Genomic DNA, 19550 nt, shown 5'->3' with positions numbered 1-19550 from the left:
GCTTTTATATCCAGCTGTTTTAAGATATGGCTCTTTTGATACTGGTCAAAGCGTTCGCCTGTAACTTTTTCGATGATGGTTCCTAAAAGGCCATAATTCAGATTACTGTAAGCAAAGAATTTGCCCGGTTCCTGGCCAGCAGGGGCAAAGTGCGCACCATCTTCGTAGAACTTGCCATCTTTGCGGAAGAATTCCTGCAGCCCCAGCTGCGGCGGAATGCTGTAAATCTTGCCATCACGCAGGGAGGATTGGTGAGAAGCCAACATTCTCACAGTAATGGGCGTATTCGGGTAATTGGGATTCCTGAGCGTGAATCCCAAATATTTGCTCACATCGTCGTCCAGGTTAAGTTTTCCCTGTTCGGCCAGCTGCATAATCGTGAACACGGTAAACATCTTGGAGACGGAAGCTGCGCGAAAACGGCTTTCGCGGGTAAAGGGCCGATTCTTTTGGGGATTTTGGCTGTCGATAATAGCTGAACCTTGAAAGCTGCTGTAAACTTCTTTGCCATCCTTAAAGGCGATTACCCCTAGCCCTGGAACCTTCGTTCCGGTATCCCCGACCATTTGGGCAAGCTCGTTGTCCAAATCGGCCTTGCTTTCCTTACTCATAGCCAGGCAGGTGTTCATGAGCAGGCAGAATATCGCCAGAACAATTGCGGGGATTCGTTTCTTCATACCGTTCAACTCCTTTTACGAATTTCATGCAAATGGTCTTGTACCTTGTCATATTTCTTTTATAATAGATTCTCTTTTCTGAAAAGTCAATAAAACATGCGCGGTCAGCTAATGAAGTCTTTACTATGCAATCATGAATATTTTTCCAGTTTGCCAAAACACTTGCTTTAATAGCTATTGAAACAGTCAGAAAATTGGCCGATTTGATGTTTCGACGTGTTTTGTAATATAGTGGGGAGGGAATAACGTGAGTGATGAAATTTGATGTGATGAGGAGTGTTAGGATATGAAAAAAGTTCTTTTCGTCTGTCATGGCAATATCTGCCGGTCGACGATGGCTGAGTTTGTGATGAAGGATATGGTGGCAAAGGCTGGGCTTACGGAGGAGATCCTCGTGGAGTCGAAGGCCTGCCGTACCGACGAGATCGGCAGCGATACGCATCCGGGGACAAAACGGGTGCTGCGCGCGCATGGTGTGCCATTTACGTCGCGACAGGCTCGGCAGATACGGTACACAGATTATGAGGAATATGACTTGATCATCGCGATGGATGATGAGAATATGCGTGATTTAGCAAGACTTACAAATGGTGATCCGCAGGGCAAGTGTCATCTGTTGCTTGAATTTGCAGGAGAGGAACGTGAGGTAGCCGATCCGTGGTACACGGGGAATTTCGAGGTGACTTATAAGGATGTTGTGAGTGGTTGTCATGGATTGTTGAAACAATTACGGGAATAGGACTTTTTTCATAGACTTTATGGATTGATTGAGATAAAATGGAGGCAGAAATCATAATGGTTCATGTATGATGTAAAGGGATGAAGAGATAGTGAGTACACAACAGGATGTTATTAAGCAGTTCATGAAAAAACTGGATGTGACGGCAAAGAAGGGAATACCGGCAGTGGATGAAGCCGTGGCGTATGCTTCGGCAGGGAAATTTTCGAATCTGAAGCAGCTGGTAAACAGTTTTGTTCGTGATATCAAGTCAGCGGGAATCCAGTATATGGACGATATGGCTGCGCAAATGTTCCTGCGCCGGTATTGCGGAATCATCTTGGATAATAAGGATACAGGTGCAATCACAGGTGCGGATGCTGGCTCGGGAAAGGTTAAGACGGCAGATTCTATTGTACCAGAGGCTGGAAATACGGCTTCGTTGAAATACCCAACAGGTGCGACGACAGTAATCAATGGACTGAAGGTTATCTGGCCGGAGAGGTCTAAACTTACGACGATGCAGCAGGAAATCATCAAGCGTCTTAATTCATGGTGGGTGAAAGGGGCGCTGGATCTTGTAGAGCAGTCTCTGGGGCTTAGCTTTAAGACAGCAGGGGCTACTGTAAATTCCATGGATGTATGCTTTGTGAATCAGAATTCGTCAACCTTAGCGGCGGTAAGGTCCCACGAGGATGGGAATTCCGGTAAAACGAAGCAATTGACGTTAGTAATCAATATGAAGCATTATAGTCAATTGGATTTGAATAATCCGAATGGCAAGGTAAAAGGCAAAGAGACCTTTTATCTTGATCGTGTTTTGGCACATGAGCTCACACATGCTGTGATGGCAGCGAATATCGGGCATTTTGGTACATTGCCGGATTTCTTGTTAGAGGGTATGGCAGAACTTGTTCCTGGCATTGATGATGAGCGTCAATATTCTATAAATGTAGTGTTGCAGCAAAATGCTTCATGGTTGCAGCAGCTTTTTGATGGGAAGCATACAGGGGGAGAGGCAGACTATTCGGGTGGTTATTTGTTGTTGCGTTATCTGGCGCATCAGGCGGCGACTCAAAAGCCGGCGGCCAATGTGGGGATCTCCTTGCCGAAGGGATTGTCCTATAATGCTGATTTGTCTGTGCTTAAGCTGACCAATAGCTATGAAGAACAGAGCATATTCTTGAACAAATATGCGCCGAAGGTTTTCGATGCAACGAGCTATGGTAAATTCTTATCGCTGGATGGCTCTGCTGCTGCGGAAACGGTGCGTGTTGGGAAACAAGGCGGCAGTATCCGGACGAGGGGCGGCAATGATACGATTTCGCTAAGCAATGGGCGGACGGTCTATATGCATTTTGGTAATGATGATGGAATCAATACCGTATATGGCATGAGTGGAAATGACCAGCTGTTGTTCGATCAAGGGGTTTCCTCCTTTGGGCTGGATAGCAGCGGTGCGTTCTTTCAGAGTGGCAAGACTAAGGTTATCTTGAAAAACGTGGCCAATAAAACAATATTGGCAGGACGCCAGTTGAATTTTGATGAGTATCGGTTTGGTGACGCCAATAAAGAAAATGCCTTCACGTATCAGCGGTATGCAAATCGTATGCACTATATTGGCAGTGCAGTGAAGAAGGATAAGCTGTTGGTTAATGAAGCGGCAAACATAAATCTTGGCAATACTTCAGTATTTCGAAATATTGATGTAGTGGATGGATCAAATGAATCGATAACAGCTGGTCGTAATTCATTTATCGGCGGGAGCAGATATGCTACGCTGTTAGGCGCTAATTATGGACAGGATGTCCTGCGGGCAGGCCGGGGCGGTGCTTGGTTGCAAGGCAATGGCGATACGGACGTTTATTATGGTAATGCCGGCAAGGATACGTTTGTTTATGGCAGTTATGGCAAGAGTTATAATCTGCAGCACACAGTTACTGTCAATGGTTATACCAGCGGGCAGGATGAAATCCGGTATAGGGCGGGCGCATTCAAAGCTGGTACCGTAGCGGGAAATGATGTCGTCCTTACGATGGACAAAGGAAAGATGATCATCAAAGGTGCAAAGGGCAAGGCTGTGACATTGGTAGATTCTAAGGGCAAAAAGGCTGTAAAGACATTTACGCCATCACTGGCTAAGGGGCTCAGCTATAATGCAGCTAAGACGGCCTTGACGGTCAAGGCTCCATATAAGGGGACGCTGGCGGCAAATAGTTATGCCGGAACCGTTGTGACGATTGATGCATCACAGGATACGCAGACGGTAAACCTGTATGGCAATGCGAAGAATAATGTCATCAAAGCCAGCAAGGCAGGTGGAATCGTAAGTGGTGGTGCCGGTAATGATACGCTCTATGGTGGCGCTGGTAAAGATATCTTTGTATTCGGTACAAATGATGGAACGGATACAATCAATGGTTATAAGTATGCGCAGGATATTTTGCAGTTTGCCAACAAGAACATCCGTTGGGATTTCCTCAATGGTGGCAAGGATATGCTGCTCGTTACAGGCAAGACACGTATCACCTTGAAAAATCTGCCTTCGACAACGATTCGCTTCCGTATTGGGGCATCGGGGGCTGTCCAGACTGCCAATGGTATGCCAAGCAACAAGAATCTGGTGTACAAGAACAAGAATTATGCGACGCTTTACGCAACCAGCAAGTTCACCGGCAGTGTCAATCTCAACGACTATAACTTGAGCTTGAAGAATCTTGACGCCCGGGCGGCGGCTAAGGCCATAAAAGTTACTGGCACCAGCGGGAATAATGTCATCTATGCAGGTAAGGGCGGCAGTACGCTGATTGGCGGTGCAGGCAATGACACGCTATACGGTGGTGCCGGCAAGGATATCTTTGTCTTTGGGGCGAATGATGGTTCGAATACGATAAACGGATATAAGGCTTCGCAGGATATCTTGCAGTTTGCAAGTGCCAGCAATCTTGGCTATGACTATTTGAATGGCGGCAGGGACCTGCTGATCACTACAGGCAAGACGCGTATAACGCTCAAGAATATGCCGAATAAGACGGTTCGCTATCGCATTGGCGCTACGGGTAAGGTGCTTACGTCTCCTTGTGCGCCTAGCAACAAGAATCTTGTCTACAAAAATAATAACTTTGCGACGCTCTATGCGACCAGTGGCTTTGGGGGCGATTTCTATCTCAATGAGTACAACCTGAGCCTGCGGAACTTTGATGGCCGTGGCACAGCAAAATTTCTCAAGGTAAAAGGGACAAGCGCTAATAATGTCATCTATGCAGGTAAGGGCGGCAGTACGCTGATTGGCGGTGCAGGCAATGACACGCTATACGGTGGTGCCGGCAAGGATATCTTTGTCTTTGGGGCGAATGATGGTTCGAATACGATAAACGGATATAAGGCTTCGCAGGATATCTTGCAGCTTGCCAGTGCCAGCAATACGGGCTATGATTATCTGAATGGAGGTAAGGATCTGCTGATAACTGCAGGCAAGACGCGCATAACGCTAAAGGGTATGCCGAATAAGACGGTTCGCTATCGCATTGGCGCTACGGGGAAGGTGCTTATGGCTCCTTGTGCGCCTAGCAATAAGAACCTTGTCTATAAAAATAATAACTTTACGACACTCTATGCAACAGGTGGTTTTGGCGGCGATTTCTATCTTAATGAGTACAACCTGAGCCTGCGGAATTTTGATGGCCGTGGCACGGCAAAATTCCTCAAGGTAAAGGGGACAAGCGCTAACAATGTCATTTATGCAGGTAAAGGTGGCAGCCTTATTACTGGTGGTGCTGGCAACGACACTCTTTATGGCGGCATTGGGACAGATACATTTATCTATGCCAGTGGCGATGGCAGGGATGTCATCTATGGCTATGACCAGAAGAAGGACATTATCCAGATTACGTCTGGTAAAGTTGACTCGTGGAAGCGCTCGGGCAGCGATGTGGTATTGAACGTTGGCAAAGGATCGATTACGGTCAAGAACGGTTATGGTAAGGCCTTGATGATTTTTGATGCCAAAGGCAAGCGGATGGCTCCAGCATATAAGTTGGTAGCTTCGTCCAACAAGTACATCACGAGCAAGAAAGATGTAGCCTATATGAGACAGATGCAGTCTATCGGCGATAAGTCTTCGGGCTTGCAGCCACTGGTTACGAAGGCTGCTTTTGCCTCGCAGGCACTTACGTTGGCAACAACTGCCGGGCAGCAGCAGAAAAAGATGCTTAAGCTGAAATAATCTAGTGCAAGTCTCCCTGCCGGTTATGGTTGGGAGACTTTTTTTGCCTATGTGGAACCCTGCTGGACAAAAATAAGCTGATGCGGTAATATGGATAAGTGATTATTGACAGAGTTGTATCAATGTAAACTTTGCAGAGAAGGTGTTTTATTGGAATCAAGAGGAAGTTTTTCGACCCGTCTGGGCTTTATCCTGGTGTCGGCGGGGTGTGCAATCGGACTAGGGAACGTCTGGCGTTTCCCGTATATCACGGGTGAGTACGGCGGCGCGGCTTTTGTGCTGATCTACCTGGTGTTTTTGGCTATCCTTGGCCTGCCTATCATGGTCGCAGAGTTTGCCGTGGGCCGTGCGAGCATCCGCAGCGCGGCGATGTCGTTCGATGCTTTGGAGCCGAAAGGGACGAAGTGGCATCTCTATAAGTATGGGGCTATCGCAGGCAACCTGCTGCTGATGATGTTCTATACGACGGTATCGGGCTGGATGCTGTACTATCTGTATAAGATGGCGTCCGGGGGGCTCTCAGGTCTTGATGCGGCAGGTGTTGGTAGCGTGTTTGGAGCGCTATTGCAGGACCCGATGACAATGGCGGGCTATATGGTCGCTATCGTCGTGCTTTGCGGTGGTGTCTGCTATCTCGGTGTGCAGGCCGGTGTCGAGCGCATCACGAAGTCGATGATGAGCTGCCTGCTCGTGCTGATGGTCGTGCTGGCCATCCACAGTGTCCTGCTGCCGGGTGGCGAGGAAGGCCTGCGCTACTATCTCTATCCGGACTTTGGACGGCTGGCGGAATTCGGGCTCAAGGAAGTCATCTTCGCGGCGATGGGACAGGCATTTTTTACCTTATCTATCGGTATTGGTGCGCTGGCCATCTTCGGCAGCTACATCGGCAAGACAAAGCGCTTGACGGGCGAGGCAGTCTGGGTCGTACTGCTTGATACATTCGTTGCCATCATGGCGGGGCTTATCATTTTTCCCGCTTGTTTTGCTTATGGCGTCGATCCGGCCAGCGGCCCGAATCTCTTGTTCATATCGCTGCCGAATGTCTTCAATGCGATGCCGCTGGGCCGTCTCTGGGGCACGATGTTCTTCCTGTTCATGACGTTCGCTTCGATGTCGACGGTCATTGCGGTATTCGAGAACCTCATCGTCTGCTTCTTCGAGCTCCTGCATAAGGATCGCCGGACAATCATTCGCTGGGGAGTTCCGGTCATCGTCCTGTTGTCGCTGCCGTGCGTGCTCGGCTTCAACGTCTGGAGCGGCTTCCAGCCGCTGGGGCCAGGCTCGGGTGTGCTCGATCTGGAGGATTTCTTTGTCAGCAACAATCTGCTGCCGCTCGGTTCGCTGGTCTATCTTGCTTTCTGCACGAGCCGCTACGGCTGGGGCTGGGATAACTTCATCCAGGAGGCTAATACCGGCAAGGGCATGGCCTTCCCGACCTGCGTGCGCTTCTACGTCACGTATATCCTGCCGCTCATCGTACTCGTCATCTTTGTCAACGGGTATTATGCGCTGTTCTTCAGCAAGTAAGACAATCAAATATTATTTTTCTTTGGCCATCGTCAGCGATGGCCAATTTTGTATTTTCGGAAGTATCTGCTGGACGGTATAGCCAATCAGAAAGCCTGTGGCAAGTCCGCAGGGGCCCAGGATGGGCAGGTAGGCGAGCAGGCCTGCATGGGCGCTGAGCAATGTGGCGGTGAGCAGCTGGCCAAGGTTATGGACAAAGCCGCCGGCACTGCTGACGCCCAGCGGGGAAAAGAGGCCTGTATGCTGCAGGATGACCATGATGACGAGGCTCTGCAGTCCGCCGATGAGGCTGTATAGCATGACGGTGGGCCCCCCGCCAAACAGCGAGGCGAGCAGGATGCGCAGCATCAGGATGGCGGCGGCATCCTGCCAGCGGGGCAGGGTGTAGAGGGCGAGCACCGTGATGAGGTTGGCGAGACCCAGCTTGGCCCCCGGTGCCAGGAAGGGCATGGGAATGAGCCCTTCGAGCAGGTAGAGCGCAAGGGAGAGGGCGGTCAGCAGGGCGATATATACGAGTCTGTGTGTGTGGTTCATGGTGGTTCCTTTATCTGGCGGGAAGGACAGCGGTGGTGCCGTCAGGGGAGGTACCCTTGACTTCGATGAGGAGTTTGTGCGGCAGGCAGACGATGATGTCGCCGGGCTTTTGGGCTTTGCCCTGCTGGATGCAGATGCGGTCTGGGCAGTCTGCGTCCTGGACGGCGATGGTATCATCGTCAATCTCGATGGTGTTGTAGTGGCCGTCAGGCGTTCTGGCCGTGATGGTTTCATGCCCATGGTGGGCGCTTAGCGGCACACGCCGCCAGAGTTGGCCGTCAATCGTGATATCGGCATGGACGGCATCGGCCTTGCTGTCAGGCAGGGATAGCAAGGGAAGCAGGGACAGTGCCAGTAAGATAATTATGAGCAGGATATCCGCTCTTTTCAGCATTTTCATCATAGTCACCATTATAGACTTTCCTTAGGGAGTTTGCTATACTTAATAACCGTATAAGAGCCGTTAGGGCAGGAGCAAAAGGAGCGCGAGTAGATATGCCGAATCGTCCAGCCTGGGCCCGGATCGATCTGGGTGCGTTGGCGCATAATTATAGCGAAATCAAGAAACAACTGCAGCCGGGAGTGAAACTCTGCGCTGTGGTCAAGGCCGATGCCTATGGCCATGGTGCGGTGGCTGTGGCGCGGACCGCTGTGGCGGCTGGTGCCTCGTATTTGGCTGTGGCGACGCTTTCGGAGGGTATCGAGCTGCGGGAAGCGGGCTTTACGACGCCGATCCTGCTGCTGGGACTCGTGATGCCTGAGGATGCAAAGGATATTGTCGACTATGGCATCACGCAGGCTGTCTGTGACCGGGAGCTGGCACACGCCTTGTCGCGCGAGGCGGTGCGGCAGGGGCGCAGGGCCAAGGTGCATCTGAAGGTCGATACGGGCATGGGGCGCATTGGTGTGCGTCCTGAGGAAATCGGTGCGCTGGCAGCTGATATCGCAGCTCTGCCGGGCATAGAGATCGAGGGCATGTTCTCGCATTTTTCGATGGCGGACTGCAAGGACAAGAGTTATACGCAGCAGCAGCTCGTGAAGTTCCGGCAGGCGATTGCAGCGGTCGAGGGTCGGGGCATACCTTTAGCAATCAAGCATATCGCGGAGTCGGCAGCTATCCTTGAGATTCCAGAGGCGCATTTTGATATGGTGCGCGCTGGCGTCATCCAGTACGGCCTCTGGCCTTCGGCGGAGGTCACGCATCCTATCGACCTGCGGCCGCTCATGGAGCTGCAGGCGCGCGTTGTCTGGCTCAAGACCCTACGTAAGGGGGAGAGCATCGGTTATGGGCGCGCGTTCATAGCTGAGCGTGACTGCCGCATTGCGACGCTGCCTATCGGCTATGCCGACGGCTATATCCGTGCCTATGGAGCAAAGGGCGCGGTCGAGATTCATGGCCAGCGTGCGCCGATTGCCGGCCGCATCTGCATGGATCAGGTCATGGTCGATGTGACGGATATCCCTGATGTCGCTATCGGTGATGTCGCCACGCTGTTTGGCAGCCCGACGCTGTCCATCGATGAGGCAGCGGGCTGGCTCGGCACGATAAACTACGAGGTTCCCTGCCTTATCTCGCCCAGGGTGCCGCGTGTATATACAGAGTAAAAAAACTTCCCCAAGCCGGGGAAGTTTTTTTATTGCGCAACTTGCCGGCGCCAGTATTCGAGGTCGGGCGCATTCAGCGGCAGGTCGATGGTCTGTCCGTTGTCGTAGTAAAAGCGGAAGCGGATCTCGCTGGCCTTGCGGATAGCAGGCAGGCTGGCGCGTGGCAGCTCGACGAAGAGCTTGTTTTCATTCTGATAGGGGTGGTCGGCATCGGTGCCGGGCGGTGATTGCTTGACGGCGGCTTTCATCTCCCAGGCGTCGCCATCGGTGTATAGGATGGCCTCTGGCTTGAGCTCGGCACCGTCATAACGCCAGTCCCAAAGCGTAAGCACCGCTCCTTCGAGCTCGCCTGCTTCGGTGTGGGAGCTCTGGAAATCGATGCGGCAGTAGGCGGACAGGCTCTCAGCTGTGCGATGGTCAATGCTCCAGATGAAGGATAGACCGAATACGCCAGCCAGCATCAGGATGATGCCGCCGAAAAACAAGAATCGCTTGATGGCAACAATCATGTGAATGGATAGTCCTTTCTTTAGTCGATGAGATCGTGGAAGGTTTTGTGCAGCGCCTTCTGTTGTTCTTTGTTGATGGAGATCTTGCCGTGGAGCAGGCCGATGAGCCCCGCTTCTTTGAGCTTGGCGACACCGCGGTTGACGGTCTTGACGCTCGTACCGATGTCGTCGGCGATCTGCTGGCGGCTCGTATGCAGGATGAAGGTATCGGCCTCGATGGTGCCGAGGCGCTTGATGAGATAGCTATGCAGGCGCTCAAGGCTCGGCAGGAACTTGACGCGGCCTGCTTCGTTCGAGGTCGGATACATCTTGGCAGCAAGCATCTGCGCGACGGTCAGCGCGAATTCGCTGTCCATGCGCATCCATTGCAGGAAGGTTTCAGCACTCATGGCGATGACCTCGCAGGTCGTGACGGCTTCGTTCGAGGCCGCATAGGCGCCTTGCCCCGACAGGACCTCGAGATCGCCAATGAGATCTGGCGTGTCGAGCGAGGCGAACGTATAGCGCTGGCCGCTGGCGAATTCGTTGGATACGCGTGTGCTGCCGCGTGTCAGCAGGTAGACGTGGGTGGCACGTTCACCTTTGCGCATCAGGGATTCGCCGGGCAGGAAGACCTTGTGGGTGGTCTGTCTCTTGATGTCTTCGGGCATGTGCTCAATCAGGTATTCAAGCTTCATAGCGTAGTCCTTTCTGTCATAATGAATCAGTTTCTATTATATAATATTTTTCGCGAAGAGGGAAATGCGGTTTGGGAGAGTTTTGTTCGGATTTATTCTGTATTGAGACACCTGTCCTTTTATATTGGCGCAAAGATGTGTAGACTAATAAGCAGAGAGAATGAATACGAAGGGAGGAGAACGCGCCATGCGGGATTTGTTTGGCGGGGCGCTGCGGAAGCGGAGCATCTGGCAACGTGAGTTGATTGCAGGAGTCACGGCATTCTTTGCCATCTCTTATATCATCATCGTCAATCCGTTGATTCTTGCCGATGCAGGTATTCCTGCTGAGCTGTCGGTGTTTGCCACGATCTTTTCGTCGGTCATTGGCTGCCTGCTCATGGCATTTGTGGCCAATGCCCCGATCGTATTGACGCCGGGCATGGGAATCAACGCGTTCTTCACCTATACCGTCTGCGTCACCATGGGGTTGCACTGGCACGAAGCCATTGCGATATCGCTGGTATCGGGACTGATTTTTGCGTTTGTGGCCTGTACGAAATGGTGCCTGCGCCTGAGCCAGGCTGTACCGGCGTCGCTGAAGTCAGCGATCACGGCAGGCATCGGCCTGTATCTCGTGGAGATCGGCCTGGTGAAGGCACAGCTCATCCAGCGGGGCACGAGCTCAATCATCGAGCTCGGCAGCCTGACGAATCCCGTGGCGCTCCTGGCGATCTTCGGTTTGCTATTGAGCCTGGCGCTTTATCTGCGCGGTGTCATGGGCAGTTTCTTCATCGCCATCATCGTGACGAGTTTGGTAGGGTATTTCTTCGGCATCCATGACGAGGTGCCGCTTGATCTCAATTTGGCACATCTGTCACGGTATCCGGAGCTCTTATTGCAGGCGGATTTCTCGCAGATGCTGAGCATACCGTTCTTGTTATCGGTATTTTCCATGTCCATGATCATGATTTTTGAGACCATGGGCCTGCTGGAGGGAATCCTTCCCAACCAGCGCAAGTTCAAGAAAACTTTCGAGGGCTCGGCCTTTACGACCATGTTCTCGAGTTTGTTGGGGACAAGCCCGACGGTGGCGGCCGCTGAAAGCGCAGCCGGCATCGCGAGCGGTGGCCGCACAGGTCTTATGGCACTGACGGCTGCGGTACTTTTTTCCTTGTCCCTGTTTTTTATCCCCCTTTTATCGTTTGTACCTCAGGCTGCCATCGCACCAGTCATTATCATCACGGGTGCTATGATGATGCAGCAGCTTCAGAATGTGGATTTTGATGATTTTTCGGAATGGTTTCCTGCCTTCCTCGTCATCGTGCTGATTCCTTGGTCGAACAGCATCTCCACGGGCCTGGCTTTTGGCTTTGCCGCTTATCCTTTGTTAAAGGTAATGAATGGCCGTGCCCGTGAGGTTCATGTGCTGGGGTACATGCTGGGCTTTCTTTTCCTCTTGAACCTTGTTTTCCAGGCAGGGTTCTAAAGAATTTACATAAAGCTTTTGACAAAAAGGCTTCGGTTGATATCCCTACAAAATCAGCCGAAGTCTTTTGTCGTATAAAAAAGTGTAGTATAATGATGATAGCTATATACTTAGAGTTTATGAGCAAAGAAGGCGATAATGTGGATGCAAAACCTGTGATGCTGATTGTAGATGATGTGGAAATAAACCGGGTCGTGCTGTCCCAGTTTTTCCAAGAGGAATATACGATCGTGGAGGCTGCCAACGGGCAGGACGCCATGGAGGTTCTGGCCGCTCAATCTGTGAGCATTGTCCTCCTTGATCTGGTCATGCCGGTTATGGATGGTTTTGAAGTGCTGGCTGCTATGAAGCGCAACGATCTCTATGCACAGATTCCTGTCATTGTCGTGACGGCGCGCAATGACGGCTCCAGCGAGGAGCGCGCCATGGAGATGGGGGCGGCTGATTTCATTGCCAAGCCCTATAATCCGACCATCGTGCGCTGCCGCATCAAGAATGTCATGGCACGGCAGGAGAACGAATGGCGCAAGGTCGCGCAGGTGGCGCAGAACGAGCAGCTGGTAGAGATGCACCGGTTCATCGAGAAGGATGCGCTGACGGGCATCGACAACCGGGAGACGTTCTATCGCAAGACTGCGTCTCTCTTGCAGAAGAATCAGGATACTGCCTATAACATCCTGTTCTTCGACATCAGCTGTTTCAAGGTGATCAACGATATGTTCCACCTGGATACGGGCAATCTCGTGCTCAAGACAGCGGCAATCTATTTCCAGGTATTGGCTGGTGAGACGGGAACCTGCGGCCGTATCGAGTCCGATCACTTCGCCCTTTGCCTGCCGGCGTCCCAGGCCGATATGGACAGCATCATGGAGGGGCTCGACAGCACGATCCAGTCGCTCGGCATCAGCCACAATATCGCTTTCTATGCAGGCATCTATCCGGTAGACAACGCCTTCTTGCCGGTGGATCAGATGTGTGATCGCGCGAACATGGCCCTGAACAATGTCAAGGGAAGCTATCTGACGCGGTATTCGTACTATGACAAGAGCATGCGGGAGCGCATGTTTGAGGAGCAGATGATTGTCCGCGACATGGAGTTTGCCCTGCTGGAGCGGCAGTTCTGCGTCTATCTGCAGCCGGTCTGCAACCTGAAGGCGGATCGCATTGTCGCAGCGGAAGCTCTGGTGCGTTGGCAGCATCCGGCTCAGGGCATGATTCCACCAGACCGGTTTATTTCCGTGTTTGAGCGCAATGGCTTTATTTCGCGTTTAGACCGCTTTGTCTGGACGGAAGTCTGCCGCTTCCTTCAAGCGCAGAAGCAGCGTACAGGGACGGTCATACCTGTGTCAGTCAATGTTTCACGTTTGCATTTTTATGCTACGGATATGCTGGATTTTCTGCTTGGTTTGCTGCGTACCTATGCGTTGGAACCAGAGATGCTGCGGCTGGAAATCGATGAGAGTGCCTATACAGATAATCCGCATCAGATGGCTCGTTGTGTCCGTGAATTGCGGGAACATGGGTTCATAGTGCTGCTCGATGATTTTGGCAGCGGGTATTCGTCGCTCAACATGCTCAAGGATTTGCCTGTCGATGGCATCAAGCTTGACCGGTCCTTTGTCCGTGAGGTCGGGCAGTCCGCGCGTGCGGGGACGATCATGGAATCCATCGTCGCGATGGTGAAGAAGCTGGCGATGGGAATTGTCGTCGAAGGCGTCGAGACGAAGGATCAATTGGCATATCTGGCCAGCATTGGCTGCGAGGATATGCAGGGGTATTATTTCTCACGGCCGCTGTCGGAGAAGGAGTTTGCTGAATTCCTGATCCGCAAGCAGGATGGTTTGGAGATGGATGATTGAAGGAGATTTTTTTGCAGACTAAGGCAGGAGCTTTTATCTTTGATATGGATGGCGTCATCATCGATAGCGAGCCAATCCATTCGCGTGTCAAGATGGACACATTCCAGCATTTTGGGCTGGAATTCCAGGAGGCGGATCTCATCCATTATATGGGCCGTACAAGTGACGTTATGTTTGGTGAGGTAATTGCCAAGTCGGGCCGCACAGATATTACGCCGGCAGAGATGGCTGCGTATAAGCATCAGCATTATCTGGAGGTGCTGCAAAGCGGCACAATCGAGCCGGTCAAGGGGACTGTGGAGCTTATCCGCGGGCTTCATGCGGCAGGGATTCCACTGGCGCTGGCGACGTCGTCCTGGCAGGTGGTTATGGAGACAGTGCTCGATCAGTTCGGTATACGGCAGTATTTCCAGACGGTCCTCTCAGGTGGTGAACTGCCGAAGAGCAAGCCGGATCCTGCCATCTATCGCATCTCTGCGGAGCGGCTCGGGGTCGAGCCTGCGCGCTGCTATGTGCTTGAGGATACGACGAACGGCATCAAGGCAGCCAAAGCTGCTGGCATGTACTGCATTGCCTTCCGCAATCCGCATTCGGGAGCGCAGGACTTATCGCTTGCAGACCGCATCGTCGATGATATCCGTGAAATCGATATAGAAAAGATATGAAAAGGGCCTTCCGTCAGGAAGGCCTTTTGTGTTACATGTATTTTTAAGATAAGCGAGAATGATTGCTGGGATGATTTTTTAGATGATCGTGAAGCTTTCAATGGCGCCGTACTGGATGAAAGCCGAGGCGTCGGTCGGCTCGCCGGTGAGGATGGCCTGCTGGACTGCATCCATGTCAGCGATATGGATACGGCCGGCAGCCTGCTCTGCTTCTACTTTGCTGAGCAGTGCCTTGCGCGCTCCCTTGAGATCGCGGTAGATTTCCTGATTGTAGAACACATTCATGGATGTCCGGCTTTTTTCTTCATCGCAGTTGAAGAAGATATAGGCTTTTTTCTCTTTCATAAAATAATCCCCCTTGAAACTTCCAGATACTCACTTAAAGTTTTCGGATATGTAGCTATTATAGCACAAATTTTCCCGCTTGATAAATGACGCGATAAATGACGTGGCAATTTGGTTGACAAACAATAATGAATAGAGTAAAGTGAGAGATGTATAGAATTGTTTGAAATCGTTGGCAATTCACAATAGGAGTCCTGGAGGGATATGTCATGGCTATTATCAGAAAAGAAGCATTCGGCAAACTCAGTGATGGACGGGCAGTGGAACTCTATACGCTGCGCAATACGAAAGGCACCGAGGCCAAGATCACGACTTATGGCGCACGGCTGGTGAGCTGGCGCGTGATGGGGCCGCAGGCGAAGTTCATCGATGTGGTGCTGGGCTATGCGGATGCCGCGGCTTATGAAAAGGACGATACGAGCATGGGCGGCGTCGTGGGCCGTCATGCCAATCGCATCGCCGGTGGCAAGGTTACGATCAGCGGCAAGGAGTATCAGCTGGACCGCAATACGGGCTCGCAGATGCAGAACCATATCCATGGCGGCTTTCAGGGCTTCCACGATCAGCTGTGGACGGCTGAGGAAATCTACGAGGGCGTGAAGTTCACCTATCAGGCCAAGGACGGCGAAGGCGGCTATCCGGGAAATATGACTGTAAACGTTATCTATTCGTTGTCGAATGACAATGAGTTGTCTATCAGCTATGAAGCGACCTGTGACCAGGACACAATCTGTAACCTGACCAATCACACGTACTTCAACCTGGATGGCTTTGCAGCCGGCCCGGTGCTCGATCAGAAAATCCAGATCTTTGCGGACCAATACACTTGGGCCGATGCAGAGTCGCTGCCTGATGGCCGTATCCTGGATGTGGCCGGGACACCGATGGATCTGCGCAAGCCAGTGCGCATCGGCGAGCATATCGACGATGACTTTGACGAACTGCAGATGGGCAAGGGCTATGACCATAACTGGGTGCTGCGCGATGAACCGGCTATGGTCGAGATGAAGCCAGGCATGTTCGGCTTCGATCCGCATTGCCCCATCGACTACATCAAGGGGGGCTTGAAGAAGGCAGCCTATGCGGAGTCGGAGAAGACAGGGCTCACGCTGACCTGCTATACGACGCAGCCGGGCATCCAGTTCTACACAGGCAATTTCCTCTGTGGCGGCATCAAGGGTAAAGATGGTGTCGAGTTCCAGCATCGTACGGGCTTCTGCTTGGAAACGCAGTATTTCCCGAATGCCTTGGCAAATCCTGATTTCCCGCAGCCTATCCTCAAAAAGGGTGAAACCTGGAAGGCCCAGACCGTTTATGTCCTGAGCCCGAAAGACTGAGGAGGCGTTGCGATGCAAGGCAGATATACCATGACCTTTCCCGATTATACGATCGGGGTCGAGGCGTATGAAAAGATCCGCGAGATCTGTCCGCGCTATGGCAAGAGTGTGGTTGTCATCGGTGGCCGCCGGGGCATCGAGGCAGCGCAGGCGAAAATGGCGGCAGCTGTCGATGGGGTCGGGCTCGAGTTTACGGGTTTCCTGCTCGCTGGCGGGGAGACTTCTTATGAAAACATCGAAAAGCTCCGCCGCGACCAGGCCGTTGAAGACGCCGATATGATTTTTGCTGTCGGCGGCGGCAAGGCCATCGATACAGCTAAGCAGGTCGCACATTTGCAGCACAAGCCGTTCTTCACCTTCCCGACGGTGGCGGGGAGCTGTGCCGCAGCGGCCAGCATCGCCACCATCTATCATGCGGATGGCACGTTCTGCGAGTATGCGTATTCCGATGAGCCGCCGGTGCATGTATTCCTCTGCACGCGGATGCTGGCGCAGGCACCTGTCGAATTCCTGCTGCGCGGCATCAGCGATACGATGGCGAAATTCTACGAGGCGCAGATTGCCTCGCGCGGCAAGACGCTCTGCCATAGTGATGGAATGGGGCTTGCTCTGTCGCAGATGTGCTTGGAACCGCTGTATGCCTATGGGGAGCAGGCCGTAGCCGACAACAAGGCACATGCGGCGACGAAGGCTTTCGAGGAGGTCGTGCTCGCCATTGTCATGACGAGCGGGCTCGTGTCGAATCTAGCTGCGCCGGAGTACAACGGCCATATCGCTCATGCCCTGTTCACCGAACTGACGAATATCACGGCGGGCGAGGCGGGCTGCCAGAAGCACAGCGGGCTGGCGGCCTATGGCATCCTGTTGCTGCTTTTATGCGATGGCCAGCAGCAGGAGTTTGCACGGTTCTACGAATTCTGCCGGAAAATCGGTCTGCCAACGAGCCGTCGGGATATCTGCGCCAGTGAGGAGGATATCCATCGCGTGTTCCAGGCGACTGAGAAGAAGCAGGATGTGAAGATCCTGCCGTACAGGATCACGCAGGACATGCTGCATCGGGCGGCTAATGAACTGGAACAGTATAATAAAAGGTAATGCGTAGCGGGGAGGCGTGATTATGAATATCCATGAGTATCAAAGCAAGGCAATCCTGAAAGCATATGGTGTGAATGTACCGAATGGGTTACCAGCGTTTAGTGTGGAAGAGGCAGTCGAGAATGCAAAGAAGCTTGGTTCGGAGATCGTTGTTGTCAAAGCGCAGATTCATGCGGGTGGCCGTGGTAAGGCCGGCGGCGTCAAGCTGGCCAGGAATATGGCTGAAGTGGAGCAGTATGCCAAGGAGATCCTCGGCAAGACACTGGTGACCAAGCAGACCGGTCCGGAGGGCAAGAAGGTAAACCGCCTGTTGATTGAGGAAGGCTCGGCAATCAAGAAGGAATACTATCTTTCTTTTGTCATCGACCGCCAGACGGCACGCGTCGTCATGATGGGCTCGGAAGAGGGCGGCATGGAGATCGAGAAGGTCGCGGCGGAGATGCCCGACAAGATCTTCAAGGAGTACATCGATCCGGCCGTAGGCCTCGCGCCTTTCCAGGCGACGCGCATGGCTTATGCGCTGCACTTCCCGCAGCCAGCTATCCGTAAGGTTACAAAACTTATGGGCTGCCTGTACAATGCTTTTGTCGGCAAGGATTGCAGCCTGGCCGAGATCAATCCGCTGGTCGTCACGCAGGCGGATGATGTCGTGGCGCTGGATGCCAAGCTGAACTTCGATGACAGTGCCTTGTTCCGCCATCCCGATATCGAGGAGCTGCGGGATGAGACCGAGGAAGATCCGAAGGAGCGCCGGGCTGCAGCGGCTGCGCTCAACTACGTAAACCTGGGCGGCGATGTGGCCTGCATGGTCAATGGTGCCGGCCTGGCGATGGCCACCGTCGATATCATCAAGTACTATGGTGGCGAGCCGGCTAACTTCCTGGATGTTGGCGGCGACAGCACGCCCGAGAAGATTGCTGAGGCCTTCAAGATCATGCTCGATGGTGGTCAGGCCAAGGGAATCTTCGTCAACATCTTTGGCGGCATCAATAAGTGCGATCTCGTGGCAGAAGGCATTGTCGAGGCGGCCAAGATCATCTCGCCGGATGGCAAGAGCCTGCCTGTGCCGGTCGTCGTCCGCTTGGAGGGCACGAACGTCGAGCGTGGCCGTGAAATCCTGCAGGATACGCCAATAGCGAATGTCATCATGGCGCCGACCATGGAGGGCGGTGCCGAGGAAATCGTGAGACTGGTCAAAGAGGCGGAGGCGTGAATCATGGGTGTTTTAGTAGGTAAAGATACAAAAGTCATCGTTCAGGGCATCACGGGCAAAGCTGCGACGTTCCATACGCGGCAGATGCTCGATTATGGCACGCAGATCGTCGCTGGCGTTACGCCAGGCAAGGCTGGCCAGCTGGTAGAAGGCGTGCCAGTCTTCAACACGGTCAAGGATGCGGTGGCAGCAACGGGGGCTACGGCTTCGGTCGTCTATGTGCCGGCACGCTTTGCAGCTGACTCCATCATGGAGGCTGTTGATGCTGAGCTCGACCTCGTCGTCTGCATCACAGAGCATATCCCAGTGCTCGATATGGTCAAGGTCCGCCGCTATATGGAGGGCAAGAAGACCCGCTTGATCGGGCCGAACTGCCCGGGCATCCTCACGGCTGGCGAGGCCAAGCTCGGCATCATTCCGGGATACATCTACAAGAAAGGCCATGTCGGCGTCATCTCCCGCTCGGGCACGCTGACTTATGAGGCCTCGTTCCAGCTCACAGCCGCTGGCATCGGCCAGACCACGGCCATCGGCATCGGTGGTGACCCTGTAAAAGGTACTGACTTCATCGATGCGTTGCAGCTGTTCAAGGACGATCCCGAGACGAAAGCTGTGCTGATGATCGGTGAGATCGGTGGCACGGCCGAGGAAGATGCGGCCAAGTGGATTGCTGCTAATATGCCGGACAAGCCGGTCGCAGCCTTCATCTCGGGGCGCCAGGCGCCTCCGGGCAAACGCATGGGGCATGCTGGGGCCATCATCAGCGGCGGCAAGGGCACGGCAGCAGATAAAATCAAGGCACTCAATGCCGTAGGCATAGAGGTGGCTGACACTGTGGCGCACATCGGCGCAACGGTGGTAGAAACGCTCAAAAAAGCAGGCATCTACGACGAATGCCATACTTGCTGAATAAAGGATAGGGAGAGCCTCGGTGCAATTTGCATCGAGGTTTTTCAATTGCAGTTTGTAAATTACCGTGTTTTTATTCGAGAAAAGCCGCGCCGCCGGGCAGGGGAGTACCAACGCTTCACTTAGATGCTTTGCTAAAAATATTTTTTGCCTTTAACTAAGCATTGAAAAAGTTCCCAAACGCGCT

Annotated in this window: 17 protein-coding genes; 11 read left to right on the top strand and 6 right to left on the bottom strand. The window is 52.9% G+C overall.

Features of this window, described 5'->3' with window-relative positions; all coding sequences use genetic code 11:
* Nucleotides 1-677 (bottom strand): serine hydrolase domain-containing protein (locus tag BM181_RS14335; RefSeq protein WP_143092222.1); only part of this gene is annotated, 677 nt, incomplete at its 3' end.
* A gap of 286 nt (nucleotides 678-963) precedes the next feature.
* Here BM181_RS14335 and BM181_RS14330 point away from each other — a divergent pair.
* From BM181_RS14330 to BM181_RS14320, 3 genes are all read left to right on the top strand, one after another.
* Nucleotides 964-1416 carry a low molecular weight protein-tyrosine-phosphatase gene (locus tag BM181_RS14330; protein ID WP_075445799.1) on the top strand — a complete coding sequence of 151 codons (453 nt, stop codon included), beginning with the start codon at nucleotides 964-966 and terminating at the stop codon, nucleotides 1414-1416.
* 91 nt (nucleotides 1417-1507) lie between these two features.
* On the top strand, nucleotides 1508-5620 hold the full coding sequence (locus BM181_RS14325; protein ID WP_143092221.1) for a hypothetical protein: 4113 nt from the start codon (nucleotides 1508-1510) through the stop codon (nucleotides 5618-5620).
* Nucleotides 5621-5770: 150 nt separating this feature from the next.
* Complete coding sequence (locus tag BM181_RS14320) at nucleotides 5771-7147, top strand: sodium-dependent transporter (protein WP_075445797.1); 1377 nt, start codon at nucleotides 5771-5773, stop codon at nucleotides 7145-7147.
* Between the two features lie 12 nt (nucleotides 7148-7159).
* On the opposite strand, the gene BM181_RS14315 is transcribed toward BM181_RS14320, so the two are convergent.
* Both BM181_RS14315 and BM181_RS14310 read right to left on the bottom strand, forming a co-directional pair.
* Complete coding sequence (locus BM181_RS14315) at nucleotides 7160-7681, bottom strand: Gx transporter family protein (RefSeq protein ID WP_075445796.1); 522 nt, start codon at nucleotides 7679-7681, stop codon at nucleotides 7160-7162.
* 10 nt (nucleotides 7682-7691) lie between these two features.
* Nucleotides 7692-8093: a NusG domain II-containing protein gene (locus tag BM181_RS14310; RefSeq protein WP_256211393.1), complete on the bottom strand. Its 402-nt coding sequence runs from the start codon at nucleotides 8091-8093 to the stop codon at nucleotides 7692-7694.
* A gap of 83 nt (nucleotides 8094-8176) precedes the next feature.
* On the opposite strand from BM181_RS14310, the gene alr reads away from it, so the two are divergent.
* A complete protein-coding gene (gene alr / locus BM181_RS14305; protein WP_075445795.1) occupies nucleotides 8177-9286 on the top strand; it encodes an alanine racemase in 1110 nt (369 codons plus the stop codon).
* 29 nt (nucleotides 9287-9315) lie between these two features.
* On the opposite strand, the gene BM181_RS14300 is transcribed toward alr, so the two are convergent.
* Together BM181_RS14300 and BM181_RS14295 are read right to left on the bottom strand one after the other, a co-directional pair.
* Nucleotides 9316-9795: a hypothetical protein gene (locus BM181_RS14300; protein WP_075445794.1), complete on the bottom strand. Its 480-nt coding sequence runs from the start codon at nucleotides 9793-9795 to the stop codon at nucleotides 9316-9318.
* A gap of 20 nt (nucleotides 9796-9815) precedes the next feature.
* Nucleotides 9816-10445: a Crp/Fnr family transcriptional regulator gene (locus tag BM181_RS14295; RefSeq protein WP_256211394.1), complete on the bottom strand. Its 630-nt coding sequence runs from the start codon at nucleotides 10443-10445 to the stop codon at nucleotides 9816-9818.
* Between the two features lie 214 nt (nucleotides 10446-10659).
* On the opposite strand from BM181_RS14295, the gene BM181_RS14290 reads away from it, so the two are divergent.
* The 3 genes from BM181_RS14290 to BM181_RS14280 all read left to right on the top strand — a co-directional run bounded on the left by BM181_RS14290 (nucleotide 10660) and on the right by BM181_RS14280 (nucleotide 14464).
* Nucleotides 10660-11940 carry an NCS2 family permease gene (locus BM181_RS14290; RefSeq protein WP_143092220.1) on the top strand — a complete coding sequence of 427 codons (1281 nt, stop codon included), beginning with the start codon at nucleotides 10660-10662 and terminating at the stop codon, nucleotides 11938-11940.
* 140 nt (nucleotides 11941-12080) lie between these two features.
* Nucleotides 12081-13799: a putative bifunctional diguanylate cyclase/phosphodiesterase gene (locus BM181_RS14285; protein WP_075445791.1), complete on the top strand. Its 1719-nt coding sequence runs from the start codon at nucleotides 12081-12083 to the stop codon at nucleotides 13797-13799.
* A complete protein-coding gene (locus BM181_RS14280; protein ID WP_256211392.1) occupies nucleotides 13796-14464 on the top strand; it encodes an HAD family hydrolase in 669 nt (222 codons plus the stop codon). The genes BM181_RS14285 and BM181_RS14280 overlap by 4 nt, the downstream gene beginning before the upstream one ends.
* Before the next feature lie 78 nt (nucleotides 14465-14542).
* Here BM181_RS14280 and BM181_RS14275 read toward each other — a convergent pair whose 3' ends face one another.
* Nucleotides 14543-14809 (bottom strand): hypothetical protein, encoded by a 267-nt coding sequence (locus BM181_RS14275; protein ID WP_075445790.1) that lies wholly within the window; start codon nucleotides 14807-14809, stop codon nucleotides 14543-14545.
* A gap of 209 nt (nucleotides 14810-15018) precedes the next feature.
* Here BM181_RS14275 and BM181_RS14270 point away from each other — a divergent pair, with 209 nt between their 5' ends.
* From BM181_RS14270 to sucD, 4 genes are read left to right on the top strand one after another with little or no spacing between them, the layout of a single operon-like run.
* Entirely contained in the window at nucleotides 15019-16146 is a 1128-nt protein-coding gene (locus tag BM181_RS14270) for an aldose epimerase family protein (protein WP_075445789.1), read from the top strand.
* A gap of 12 nt (nucleotides 16147-16158) precedes the next feature.
* A complete protein-coding gene (locus BM181_RS14265) occupies nucleotides 16159-17241 on the top strand; it encodes an iron-containing alcohol dehydrogenase family protein (RefSeq protein ID WP_075445788.1) in 1083 nt (360 codons plus the stop codon).
* 22 nt (nucleotides 17242-17263) lie between these two features.
* Nucleotides 17264-18454 (top strand): ADP-forming succinate--CoA ligase subunit beta, encoded by a 1191-nt coding sequence (gene sucC, locus BM181_RS14260; protein WP_075445787.1) that lies wholly within the window; start codon nucleotides 17264-17266, stop codon nucleotides 18452-18454.
* A 3-nt stretch (nucleotides 18455-18457) separates the two neighbouring features.
* Complete coding sequence (sucD, locus tag BM181_RS14255) at nucleotides 18458-19363, top strand: succinate--CoA ligase subunit alpha (RefSeq protein ID WP_075445786.1); 906 nt, start codon at nucleotides 18458-18460, stop codon at nucleotides 19361-19363.
* Nucleotides 19364-19550: the final 187 nt, after the last annotated feature.

This window comes from Pseudoselenomonas ruminantium (genome assembly GCF_900113715.1).
Classification (GTDB): Bacteria; Bacillota; Negativicutes; order Selenomonadales; family Selenomonadaceae; genus Selenomonas_A; species Selenomonas_A caprae.
Note: the sequence above shows the minus strand (reverse complement) of the source record. Positions and strands in the feature narration are given on the sequence as shown.

Excerpts from the sequence above, each read along its gene's own strand:
- BM181_RS14310 (WP_256211393.1), bottom strand. The coding sequence starts at position 8,093 with ATGGTGACTATGATGAAAATGCTGAAAAGAGCGGATATCCTGCTCATA.
- BM181_RS14290 (WP_143092220.1), top strand. The coding sequence starts at position 10,660 with ATGCGGGATTTGTTTGGCGGGGCGCTGCGGAAGCGGAGCATCTGGCAA.
- BM181_RS14295 (WP_256211394.1), bottom strand. The coding sequence starts at position 10,445 with ATGCCCGAAGACATCAAGAGACAGACCACCCACAAGGTCTTCCTGCCC.
- BM181_RS14330 (WP_075445799.1), top strand. The coding sequence starts at position 964 with ATGAAAAAAGTTCTTTTCGTCTGTCATGGCAATATCTGCCGGTCGACG.
- BM181_RS14265 (WP_075445788.1), top strand. The coding sequence starts at position 16,159 with ATGCAAGGCAGATATACCATGACCTTTCCCGATTATACGATCGGGGTC.
- sucC (WP_075445787.1), top strand. The coding sequence starts at position 17,264 with ATGAATATCCATGAGTATCAAAGCAAGGCAATCCTGAAAGCATATGGT.
- BM181_RS14270 (WP_075445789.1), top strand. The coding sequence starts at position 15,019 with ATGGCTATTATCAGAAAAGAAGCATTCGGCAAACTCAGTGATGGACGG.
- sucD (WP_075445786.1), top strand. The coding sequence starts at position 18,458 with ATGGGTGTTTTAGTAGGTAAAGATACAAAAGTCATCGTTCAGGGCATC.
- BM181_RS14315 (WP_075445796.1), bottom strand. The coding sequence starts at position 7,681 with ATGAACCACACACACAGACTCGTATATATCGCCCTGCTGACCGCCCTC.
- BM181_RS14300 (WP_075445794.1), bottom strand. The coding sequence starts at position 9,795 with ATGATTGTTGCCATCAAGCGATTCTTGTTTTTCGGCGGCATCATCCTG.
- alr (WP_075445795.1), top strand. The coding sequence starts at position 8,177 with ATGCCGAATCGTCCAGCCTGGGCCCGGATCGATCTGGGTGCGTTGGCG.
- BM181_RS14275 (WP_075445790.1), bottom strand. The coding sequence starts at position 14,809 with ATGAAAGAGAAAAAAGCCTATATCTTCTTCAACTGCGATGAAGAAAAA.